Source organism: Candidatus Eisenbacteria bacterium, assembly GCA_013140805.1.
Lineage (GTDB): Bacteria > Eisenbacteria > RBG-16-71-46 > RBG-16-71-46 > RBG-16-71-46 > JABFRW01.
The window spans coordinates 18280-28910 of the sequence record JABFRW010000026.1; the positions used below are offsets into that span (position 1 = coordinate 18280).

At 70.1% G+C, this 10631-nt stretch carries 9 protein-coding genes; 4 read left to right on the top strand and 5 right to left on the bottom strand.

Annotation, left to right across the window (positions count from 1 at the left end; genetic code table 11):
- Together HOP12_02655 and HOP12_02660 are read right to left on the bottom strand one after the other, a co-directional pair.
- Positions 1 to 717, bottom strand: a complete 717-nt coding sequence (locus HOP12_02655) for a methyltransferase domain-containing protein (protein ID NOT33050.1) — start codon at positions 715 to 717, stop codon at positions 1 to 3.
- The gene (locus tag HOP12_02660; protein ID NOT33051.1) at positions 702 to 1973 is read right to left on the bottom strand and encodes a hypothetical protein; all 1272 of its coding nucleotides are present in this window, start codon (positions 1971 to 1973) and stop codon (positions 702 to 704) included. Before HOP12_02660 ends, HOP12_02655 begins: the two co-directional genes overlap by 16 nt.
- Before the next feature lie 135 nt (positions 1974 to 2108).
- Here HOP12_02660 and HOP12_02665 point away from each other — a divergent pair, with 135 nt between their 5' ends.
- The 3 genes from HOP12_02665 to HOP12_02675 are packed head-to-tail and all read left to right on the top strand — an operon-like array spanning position 2109 to position 7569.
- Positions 2109 to 3608, top strand: a complete 1500-nt coding sequence (locus HOP12_02665; GenBank protein NOT33052.1) for a hypothetical protein — start codon at positions 2109 to 2111, stop codon at positions 3606 to 3608.
- A gap of 11 nt (positions 3609 to 3619) precedes the next feature.
- Positions 3620 to 6328: a T9SS type A sorting domain-containing protein gene (locus HOP12_02670; protein NOT33053.1), complete on the top strand. Its 2709-nt coding sequence runs from the start codon at positions 3620 to 3622 to the stop codon at positions 6326 to 6328.
- The gene (locus tag HOP12_02675; protein NOT33054.1) at positions 6325 to 7569 is read left to right on the top strand and encodes a beta-lactamase family protein; all 1245 of its coding nucleotides are present in this window, start codon (positions 6325 to 6327) and stop codon (positions 7567 to 7569) included. The genes HOP12_02670 and HOP12_02675 overlap by 4 nt, the downstream gene beginning before the upstream one ends.
- Here the strand turns inward: HOP12_02675 and HOP12_02680 are convergent.
- Positions 7566 to 8219: an alpha/beta fold hydrolase gene (locus tag HOP12_02680; GenBank protein NOT33055.1), complete on the bottom strand. Its 654-nt coding sequence runs from the start codon at positions 8217 to 8219 to the stop codon at positions 7566 to 7568. The genes HOP12_02675 and HOP12_02680 overlap by 4 nt on opposite strands.
- Before the next feature lie 15 nt (positions 8220 to 8234).
- A complete protein-coding gene (locus HOP12_02685) occupies positions 8235 to 8729 on the bottom strand; it encodes a hypothetical protein (GenBank protein ID NOT33056.1) in 495 nt (164 codons plus the stop codon).
- A 155-nt stretch (positions 8730 to 8884) separates the two neighbouring features.
- Here HOP12_02685 and HOP12_02690 point away from each other — a divergent pair, with 155 nt between their 5' ends.
- The gene (locus HOP12_02690) at positions 8885 to 10096 is read left to right on the top strand and encodes a threonine/serine exporter family protein (protein ID NOT33057.1); all 1212 of its coding nucleotides are present in this window, start codon (positions 8885 to 8887) and stop codon (positions 10094 to 10096) included.
- A 40-nt stretch (positions 10097 to 10136) separates the two neighbouring features.
- Here the strand turns inward: HOP12_02690 and HOP12_02695 are convergent.
- The coding region (locus HOP12_02695; protein ID NOT33058.1) for a universal stress protein at positions 10137 to 10631 on the bottom strand (495 nt) is incomplete at its 5' end.

Genomic DNA, 10631 nt, shown 5'->3' on the forward strand with positions numbered 1-10631 from the left:
CTAGCACCCGCTCCGCTTGCGCGCCACGATCAGGTGAGCGAGCGGCTCGGCCGCATCGAAGCACAGTCGATCGAGTCCCTCGAAGCTCAGCTGAATGGCCGCGTACAGAATGCGGGCCGGGATCTCGGTGAGCGGACGCAGCGGACCGCGATTGATTCGATTGATCGCCGCGATCCATGACAGCCCGACGCGCGCCATCAATCCGCCGTAGGTCTCGACCTGCACCACTTCGAAGCCGGCCTCGACCAGCAGACGCTCGGCGCCGAAGCGCGTGAAGCGCCAGTAGTCGTGCGGCGGTTGCCACAGCGGCGACATCTGCACCCACTCGGCGATCAGCACGCCGCCCGGACGCAGCACACGCCGCGCTTCATCGAGCGCGATCGCCGGGGCGGGCAGGTAGCTCATCAGCGCCATCGCGAGCAGCGTGTCGGCCGAGTCCGCGCGCAACGGCAGAGCCGCGGCGCTCGCATACACGTGGGGGCCACGCGCGCCGAACGCCGGCGAGCCCGGCAGGTCGGTGCCGATGTAGCGCGTCACGCGCTCATCGAACAGCGGAGCGAACGGCATGTCGCCACAACCCAGATCCACGAGCACGCCACTCGCATGCGACCGCACCCGCGCGAGCGCCGCGTGCCGCTTGTGATGAGCGAGCCAGTTGAAGCGCCAGAACTCGTGAGGCGCCGGATGCGAGCGGCGGCGGCTCAATCGCGCCGCCATTCGAGCAGGTACTCGCCCGGATCGAGCCGCACCTCGGCGGCGCCGTCGGCAAACGACAGCTCGGCATGCGCCACCGCCACGATCTCGCCGAGCACCACACCGGTCACTCCCGACGGCGCCGGGATCCGGATCGGGGTGCGCGGCGCCGCGTGGTAGCGAACCAGTACCGCGCGATCGCCGATCGGCCGCGTGCTCCACCCGTGTTCGGCCAGCGCCCGAACTTCGGCGTCGACCAGAAACGTCGCTCCCAGCGCCGAGAGTCTCGACACCAGATCGACCAGTGCGGAGCGGCCGTTCGTCGACCACTCGGGGTCGAGATGCGCGTAGTTCGCGCGATGAGTGCTCACCACCGCGGGCTGACCACGGCCCCACGCATCGCTCGCGCCCCGCAGCGCGGCGTCGCGGCCCGCGGGTCCCGGCGGAGCCGCGTGCCCGCGCGGCTCGAACGCGATGCGTGGCGGCAGATAGAAGCGTCGCCCGTTCCAGTCCGGAAAACGCATGCGTCGGAAGAAGCGCTGCAGTCGCGGCGCGGTGCGCCCTTCGCGCTCTCCGTGGCCCTGAAAGTTGAGCAGCCCGCGTGCTTCGGCGTCGCGTTCCAGCGCGTCGTCCCAGCGATAGTCGGGTGCGCACATCGAGAGCGGCGCGCGACCGAACAGGTGCTCGAATCGATCGAAGGCGGCGGCCAGATTGCGGTGCCGCAACTCGAGCGGCTCGCTCGGGTCGTACTCGCTCGAGGCCTGAACCGCCTCGCAGACGCACGACTGCTGCTCGTGTGCGCGACGCGCATCGGAGATGCCGCGGCGCAGCGCCGCGAGCCACGCGGCCGCCGGAAGGTGATGGAGCCCGTGCAACTCCGGCCACCACACGCCGAGCGCGATCGCCTCCGCGATCGCGTCCCACAGCCCCGGTCGCGACCAGCGCGAGGGTGTGGCGGGAAAGGTGACGAGCGGCAGCTCCTCGACCTCGAACTGCGGCGGCTCGAGACGCGCGTAGTCCGGGGCAGCCATGATGGTGTTGGCCTGGAGTACCGGCGGGAATCCGTCGCCCCCTCGGATCTCGAGCAGTTCGCGAGCCAGCGTGCGCACGTCGTCGGCGCTTTCGAGGGTCGAGCGCCCGTAGTGTTTCCCGGCCGTCGAGCGCCACACCGGCGTGTCGGCGAGCACGCGCGCCGCCTGATCATCAGGCGCCCACGCGCTCAAGCCCCAGTCATCGCTCTCGATCACCACCGCCTTCAGGCGGTGCCAGTCCAGGCTCATGGGCGATTCCCGGGTGAAGGCGCCTCGTTGAAGGGGCGCGAATATATCACGGCGCGATCCGCCATTGACCGCGCGGCGGCGCGCACCCCACCATGCGGCATGCCCCCGGCCGAGTCCCCCGACGCGCCCGAAACCGTGACTGCCATCGGCGCTCGACCGACCGATGCGCAGGCGGTTCCGAAACGCGTTGCGCTGGCACTCGCCGTGGCGCTCGTCTGGTGGCTCGTCGACCTTGCGCTGCTGCGCACCGGCACGCCCCACCCGCTCGATGACCTGTGGGAAGACGGCCTCATCGCGCGGGCACTGCTCGCAGGGCACGGGTTCTGGACGCCGATGCTCTACCCGCCGTTGTGGGCGATGCGCGATCCGGCGACGCTCACGGTCCCGGTGCTGGTGCACGGCCCGCTGCTTCCGCTGCTCCTGACGCCGATGGTCGCGGTGTTCGGCGCGCGTGCGATCGATCACGTCGCATGGCTCGCGGCCGCCGCGGCGTGGCTCACCGCCTACTTCACCGCTCGCACGCTGCAGCGCGCTGCAGGCGCGACCGTCGCTGCGGTGGCGGTACTGCTGCTGACGTTCTCGCCCATTCTATTGGACGCGGTGAACCACAGCTTCTCGGTGGTGGTCGGCGCACTCGCGCTGGCGATCGCACTCGATGCGCTGCTGCGCCGCGAGCCGCGAGGCGTCACGGCGGGGCTGGCGCTCGGCCTCGGCTACCTGACGCGTTCCGAGCTGATGCTGGTCGCTCCATTGGTGGCGCTGGCGGCGGGCCTCGCGCCACGGCAGTGGCTCCACTTCGGAGCCGCATTCCTCGTGTGCGCGGTGCCGTGGTGGGCGCATCACTTCGCGGTGGTGGGATCACCGTTCTTCAATCTCTCGAGCTACACCGTGGTCGGATTTTCGCATGCGTTTCCGGGCTCGTCTCTGATGCGCGACTTCGCGCTCACTCCGGATCGCTGGCCGGCGTTCCTGCAGTCGAACCTCGGTGCGTTGCCGCCCAAATGGCTCGAGTCGTTTCCACGTGCGCTCAAGCGCGTGGTCGTGACCCCGGGCGTGCTGACCGGCTGGCTGGTGGGCTTCGGCCTGTTCGCGTGGCTGCCGAGACCTGGCTATCGGCGACTGGCGTCCGCCGCGATGTTCATCGCCTTGATCCCGGTCGCGCTCATGACGGTCACGGTGCCGCAGCCTCTCTACCTGGTGACCTTCCTCCCGCTGTTCGCGATCGCGGCGTCGATCGGTGCCGGGGCGCTGGTCGAGTGGTTCGTCCCCACGGTTCGGATCGCACGGTGGTGGCCGGCCGTCGTGGTGCTGCTCGCGTTCGCCGGCGTGATTCCGACCCTGCTCGTGGCGCGGACCGAAGCCCGTGCCGCGCGCGATCTGCTCGCCAGCGAGCGGGCGGCGCTCGCGAAAGTGCCGGCGACCGGGGTGTCTCCCCTGTTCTCGGATCGCCCGGACTTCGTCGCCTGGACCACCGGGCGCCCCGCGCTGTGGATGACCTCGGACGAGTACGACGCACTCTACCCGCGCTTCACGGCCGAGCACGCGGCGCGGCCGGCCGGACTGCCGGCCGTTCGGGACTCGAACCTGACCTGGTTCCACGATGGGCACTGGGCCGCGGGGCGGCGGGCGCGGTAGACTCGCTGCACTTGAACATGCGATCCCCCGCGCTCACCCTCGCCCTTGCGCTCGTCCTCTCTGGAGCGCCCGCACTCGCCCACGCGCGCCCCACGCTGAGGCGAGCGCCCGCTGCGGCGGCTGCGGCGGCTGCAGAGGCCGAGGGCCCATCGAAGGCGGCGCGACGATCGTTCGCCTCCCCGCACGAGACGAGCGGCTTCTGCGCTTCCGATCCCGACGCGCTCGGCGGTGTGATCGAGGCCCACGCGAGCCGTCCCGAGTTTCGCGCGTTGCCGACCCACTTCTCGACCGATGTCGGCGAGATCGCGGTGCTCGAGGACGACGGCAGCTTCTTCTACACATTCGACAACGGCGCGAACAAGGTCGACCTGATGGCCGTATCGCGCGCGTTCTATCGCACCCACGGCGACGACTACGACATCCTCGCGCTGTTCCTCGCCAGTGGCGTCTCGGACTGGCTCGGCTCGCCGACCGCGTTCGCGGCTTCGTTCGTGATCCGCAATGACATCGGCGGCATCGGGCTCTCGAACTTCGACGAAGGGGACGCGTTCGGCAGCCCCTCGCGACTCGGCGCGATCCTCAGCATGAACGGCCTCCACCAGTATCCTTCCGATCCGTTCACCGACGTTCCGGGCAGCGCCGAGATGCACTCACTCGACGCGCTTGGACACGAAATGGCACATCGCTGGCTCTCCTACGTCTACGTGGACTCGGCCGGCCACAGCGTGCGCTCGTTGCTGGGCCGCGGCCGCGCGCACTGGAACTTCTTCTTCGATTCGGACGCCTCGATCATGGAGGGCTGCGACTGGGTCACGCTGCCGCCCGATTCGTTCCGCACCACCAGCGTGAGCCAGAAGTTCGGCCGCATGGATCAGTATCTGATGGGGCTGAGGCCCGGAAGCTCGGTCGGGCCGTTCCTCAAGGTCAACAGCCCGACCGATCCGCAACCGCCCGGCACCTATGGGCCCGCAGCCATTCCGATTCCCGGCTTCGGATGCCGCGGTGTCGGCACCCTCTACACCGTCGACGACATCGCGAATGCCGAAGGGCCCCGGGTGCCGGACCCGAGTGTCGCGCCGCATCAGTTCCGCATGGCGATCGCGCTCGTGATCCCGAACGGCGCACCTGCGAGCCCTGCCGACCTCGCCAAGCTCGAGGCGATCCGCGCGCCGTTCCCGGCGTGGTTCCAGGGCGCGACCGAAGGCCTCGGTACCTGCGACGTGACGCTCGACTCGCGCGCGGGCGCGGTGCGCATCGCGCACACGCCGCTGTCCGACACCGAGAACGGGGTCACTCCGCGCGCCGTGCGAGCCTTCGTGGGCATCGAGGCAGGCGGAATCCCGATCGCGGTCGATCCCGGCTCGGTACGATTCAACCATCGAACGGTGGGCGGCGGACCCTTCAACCCGGTGCCGATGTCGCTGGAGTCTCCCGACACGTTCTCGGTCTCACTCGCGTTTCCACCCGGCAGCTACGAGTACTTTCTCTCGGCTTCGAGTGACTCGGTCGGGATCACGGCGACCGATCCATCGACCGCGCCGCTTCAACTCCACACCTTCCGAGTCGGCCCCGACGTGACGCCGCCGAGCGTGGTGCACGTTCCGGTTCCGACTCAGGCCGCGTTTCGTCTGCCGCAGCGACTGCTCGCGCGCGTGTCCGACAACCTTGCGCTCGCCGAAGTACGGGTCGAGTTCACTCTCAACGGTGGCCCGCTCCAGAGCGTTGCGGCGGGGAGCGTCGGTCGCGACAGCTTCGCCACGTCGCTCGGCGGCGGCCTGGTGCTCGGCGATCGACTCGCCTACCGCTTCGTGGCGCGCGACGCTTCGCTTGCCGCGAACCTCGGGTTTTCGAATCCCGGCTTCGACACGCTGCACGTCACTCGTGACGGAATCGAGCAGTGGGAGAACGGCACCGTCGGCTTCTATCACATCCCGGCGATCTACAGCTATCGCGACGCGTGGCACCCGCGCATCGAACCGTTCGATCTGTCGCGCGGCAGCGTGATGCACTGTGGCGAACCGAGCGGCGAGGCCTACGCGCCGCACCTCGATGCAGCGCTCTACACTCCCTCGCTCGCCGCGATTCCGCCGCAGGCCCGACTCGAGATCACGCATCGCTACGACCTCGAAGACGCCGGCCCCGGCTTCGCATGGGACCCCGCACTCGCGGAATACTCGACCGACGGCAGCAACTGGCTACCACTCACTCCAGTAGGCGGTTACACGAATCAGCTCTACTCGAAGGTGAGCACTGTTTTGTCGGGACGCCCGTGTTGGGGTGGCAACAGCGGCGGGTGGCGAACCGATGTCTTCCATCTCGCCACGCTCGCGCCCGGGCCGCTCACGGTTCGTTTCCGAATGGTGACCGACACGTTCTTCGGCCGCGAAGGCTGGTCGATCGATCGCGTCTCATTCGTGTGGGCCGATGGCGTCACCGACGTGCCGCTCTCGAGCGACGCGCCGCAAGTCTCGATCGCCCCCAACCCGGCGCGTGATCGTGTGACGCTCGCCTTCGAGTCGCCGAGACGCGACCAGGTGAGCTGGGAGTTGTTCGACCTCGCCGGGCGCCGCGTCGCGACGCTGTGGCGCGGAGTGATCGCCGCCGGCCCCGCGCGTCTCGAAGCGAACGTGCCCCGCTCGCTCGGCGCCGGGCTCTACTTCGCGCGCGTCTCGAGTGGTGGACGCGTGCTGCGATCGGATCGGGTCGCGATCGTCCGGTGAGGCGCCCGGCGAACGCGCTGCAGATGTTCGCGTGCCTTGCCCTGTTCTGCGTGGCGGCACTTGCCCCGTACCGATTCGCGGCATCTGCACTTGCCGCTCCCACCGCGCCACGACTCGAGTGCTCCGCGGCGGTGCCGTATCGCGGCGGCCGCATGCACGCGCCGCCCGACTCGGGCGTGTGGTCGCGCGCCGCACGGTCGATCGACGACACGCTCGGCGCGACACCCGCCCGGCACCTGAACGCGGAGCTCGATACTTTGCTCACGCTGACGCGCAGCCCCGGCATCACCGCGGCGGTCGGCATTCCGGGCCGCGGTCACTGGAGCGCTCATCGTGGACTCGCGCGCAGCAAACCGCGTCGCGAGCTGACCGAGGACTCGCAGTTCTACTGGGCGAGCGCCGGCAAGTCGTTCACCGCCGTGATCGTGCTGCAGCTCGTGCAGGAAGGCCGGCTGTCGCTCGCCGATTCCATCGCGCGCTGGTTTCCCGACTTCCCCAACGCGCGCGTCATCACGATCGATCACCTGCTCACCCACACGGGCGGCGTCAACAGCCAGCGGCAGCCCACCGAGTGGCATCGCCACCTCGGCTACCGCTCACCCGAGGCGTTCATCGCATCGGCAGCGATGGGCGGCAGTGAGTTCTGCCCCGGCGAGAACTGGAACTACTCGAACGCGGGCTACGTGATGCTGGCCAGGATCGTCGAGCAGCTCGAGCGCCGCCCCTTTCACGAGGTCGTGACGGCGCGGATCGTCGAGCCGCTCGGACTCCGCGCGACGCACGCGCTGGCGCCGCGCGAGAAGTGGCCGCAGCTCGTGACCGGCCATCAGGGTGGCAGGCCGGAGACCCGCTTCGATCGCACCACGCCGTTCGGGGCCGGCAACATCGCCGCCACCGCGGGCGACCTGGTGATCTTCTGGCATGCGGTGCTGTCGGGTCGACTGCTTCGAGGGCCCACCGTGCGCGCCGCCTTCGATCGCCTCTATCCGATGTTCAGCGACCCGATGTTCTACGGTCGCGGCGTCATGCTGTTCGAGGTCGCGGACGGCGCCCGCCACTCGACCTGGCTCGGGCATGCGGGCGGCGCACACGGGGCGCGCGCGGTCGTGGCGTACGACGTCGAGCGCGATCTCTATGTCGCGGTGGCACTCAACGACGAAGGCTCGGCGGTCGCGGCGGCCTACCGGCTGCTGAAGGCCGCGAACGAGATTCGCGACCTGCGCGGCGACGCTCGCGACTAGCTCGCACCCCAACCCGCGAGCAGTGCGTCCGCCAGCTCCTGCAGCTTGCGATCGAAGAAGTGCGTGGCGCCTTCGATACGGATCAATCGCTTGGGCTCGGACCAGGTCGGGTAGTGCGCGTCGAGTTTCTCGGGCGGGCAGGTCACGTCGGCGGTGCCCTGCAGCACCAGCTTGTCGACCGTCGCGGTGCGCATCATTGCGAAGTCCTGAGTGCCGACCGGCGGCGCGATCAGCGCCAGGCGCTCGACGCTCGAATCGGAAGCGGCATGTCGCGCGGCGACCCAGGAGCCGAACGAGAAGCCTGCGAGCCACAGACGCGCGCCCGGATGCCGCGCGCGCAGCCAGCTCCACGCCGCACGCGCGTCCTCGAGTTCACCCTCGCCCTGGTCGTGACGCCCGGCGCTCGCGCCCACTCCGCGAAAGTTGAAGCGCAGCACCGCCGCGCCCATCGCCAGCAGCGTGGTCGCGGTGCGATGCACCACTTTGTTGTGCAGGGTTCCGCCGTAGAGCGGATGCGGGTGCAGCACCAGGGCCGCGAACGCAGACTCGACGCCCTCGCGAGTCTGGTAGAGACCCTCGAGAACTCCCGCGGGGCCCGGCAGTTCGAGCGACTGCAGACGTACCGGCGGCGCCTGTGGCGTGTCGCTCACGCGCGACCGCCCACGTCAGTCCTTGGGCGCGGGGAACCGCGCGCGCAGCTTGCGGTCCAGCTCGACGTCGAAGGTCGCGAAGTTCACGCCACGCGTGTCGCCCAGTGCAGCGATGCACTGGGTGTCCACCATCCACTCCTCGAGCCCCAGTGGCGTGACTTCCGCGAAGTCGCACGCGTCGCCCGAGATGCGACCGGGAAACGGTTCGAACTCCTCGATCCATTCGGCCATCAGGAAGATCTCGTCCCCGCCCAGCAGCATGCCCACCGAGGCGAGATGTTCGAGGTCACCCGGGAGCAGCAGGATCGCGCCGCGATGCCGCCCTGCGCGCACGCCCTCGGCGCGCAGACGCCGACGGATGCCGGGCACCTCCGCCGGTTCCTCGGCGCTTTCCAGCACCGTGATGGCGGCCATCTCGAAGTGAGGCAGCAGGTCGATGCCGGCATTGATGATGTCGGCGACGGAGCCGCGAACGCGGGCAAAGAGAATTCGATCGGTCATCGGGGTCATGAAGTCGGAGCCGGGTGGACGCGAACTGCACGGGGCGAGCCGCAGGATTGCGGCGACTCGTGAGCCGCGCATATTAGGCCGCGTGCCGGAGCACGCCAAGCGCCCGCCCGCGTGCCGGCTTCGCACCGATTCGGCGCGGCCGCTAGAGTGCCGCGATGAACCCCACCACCGAGCGCGTCGGCTTCGTGCTTCACCTGGGGCGCGCGCTGCACGCCTACGGCACGCCCGCCCATCGCCTCGAGGAAACACTCGCGCGGGTGGCCGAGCGGCTCGGCGTCCCCGGCCAGTTCTTCGCGACGCCGACCTCTCTGATCGCCGCGTTCGGGCCGATCGAGGAGCAGCGCACTCATCTGCTGCGACTCGACCCCGGCGAAACCGACCTCGAACGCATGGCGGTGATCGATCGCATTGGCGGCGAGGTGCTCGCGGGCCGGCTTTCGCCGGAGCAGGGCTCCGCACGGATCGAAGCGGCACAGGCCGCACCGGGGCGCTATCCGGTTGCGCTCGAGGTCCTCGCGTTCGGACTCTCGTCCGCCGCGGCCGCGCGCTTCCTGGGTGGCGGTGGCGCCGAGGTGGCGGTCGCAGGGGTGATCGGACTCGTCACGGGGACGCTGCAAGCCTCGGTCGCGCGCGTGCCCGGCATCAAGCGCGTGTTCGCGCCGTTGGCGGCTGCGATCGCCGCGGCGATCGCGACCGCCGCGAGCCGTCCGCTCGGCGGGCTCGCGATCTCGACCGCCATGCTCGGCGGCATCCTGGTGCTGGTGCCCGGGCTCACGCTCACGGTCGCGATGGCGGAGCTTTCGGCGCGCCACCTGGTCGCCGGCACCGCGCGTCTGGCCGGCGCCCTCGGCACCTTCCTCGGCATCGCGTTCGGCGTGGCGATCGGTGCGCGCGTTGCGGCCGCCGCGTTCGGGGCACCGCTCGCGCACGATCCGATCGCGCTTCCGCCGTGGACCGAACTGCTGGCGCTCGCCGTCGCGCCGCTCACCTTCACGGTGCTGCTGCGCGCTCACCCGCGCGCGATTCCGAACATTCTGGTGGTCGGGGCACTGGCATTCTTCGCGGGGCGCACCGGCGCGCGGCTGCTCGGTCCCGAGCTCGGCATCTTCACCGCCGCACTGGTGGCGGCGGGCGCGAGCAACCTGATCGCGCGCCGGATCAACCGCCCGGCCAGCATCACGCTGGTGCCGGCGCTGCTGCTGATCGTGCCGGGCAGCGTCGGGTTTCGAAGCCTCGCCTCACTGCTCGATCGCGCCACGGTCGACGGGGTCGAGACCGCGTTTCGCATGACGCTGATGCTGGCGGCGCTGGTGACCGGATTGTTCGCGGCGCAGATCCTTGCGCCGGCACGGCGGTGGTCGGAGTAGCGCTCGGCACGGCTTCGACAGCGAACCTCGCCTCGAGCGCTCAGCCGTGCTTGTGCGGCGAGGGCGGCACCGTCAGCACCGCGCAGTGCACCCGATGGCGCACACCGGTCGCGGTCGAGCCGAGCACCAGATCGCCGAGCAGGCGATGGCCGTGCGATCCCGTCACCAGCAGGTCGGCGCCGCTCTCTCCCACCAGACGGGCCAGCTCGGTCATGACGTCGCCGTAGCCGAGCAGCACGCGGGTCTTGAGGCCGCGCGCGCGAAGTCCCGCGGCGATCGACTCGAGTGCGTCGCGGTCCTCGCGGCTCTCGGCATCCGAACTCTCGGGACCCAGGTAGCGGCTCGCGGCACTCTCGGCGACGTGCAGCAGGATCACCTCCGCGTCGGGGTCGCGCTCCATGGCGAGCACGTACTCGATGACGTTCGCATCCGCGGGTCCGATCTCGAGCGCGACCGCGATGCGTTTGGCGCGCGTGCCGGGTGGAAGTCCGGTGATGCGCGGCGCCGCGGCGGTCGCCGGGGCGCCGCGCATCAC

Coding starts and splice junctions, on each gene's coding strand:
- HOP12_02655 (NOT33050.1), bottom strand. CDS start 717: ATGGCGGCGCGATTGAGCCGCCGCCGCTCGCATCCGGCGCCTCACGAG.
- HOP12_02660 (NOT33051.1), bottom strand. CDS start 1,973: ATGAGCCTGGACTGGCACCGCCTGAAGGCGGTGGTGATCGAGAGCGAT.
- HOP12_02685 (NOT33056.1), bottom strand. CDS start 8,729: ATGACCCCGATGACCGATCGAATTCTCTTTGCCCGCGTTCGCGGCTCC.
- HOP12_02690 (NOT33057.1), top strand. CDS start 8,885: ATGAACCCCACCACCGAGCGCGTCGGCTTCGTGCTTCACCTGGGGCGC.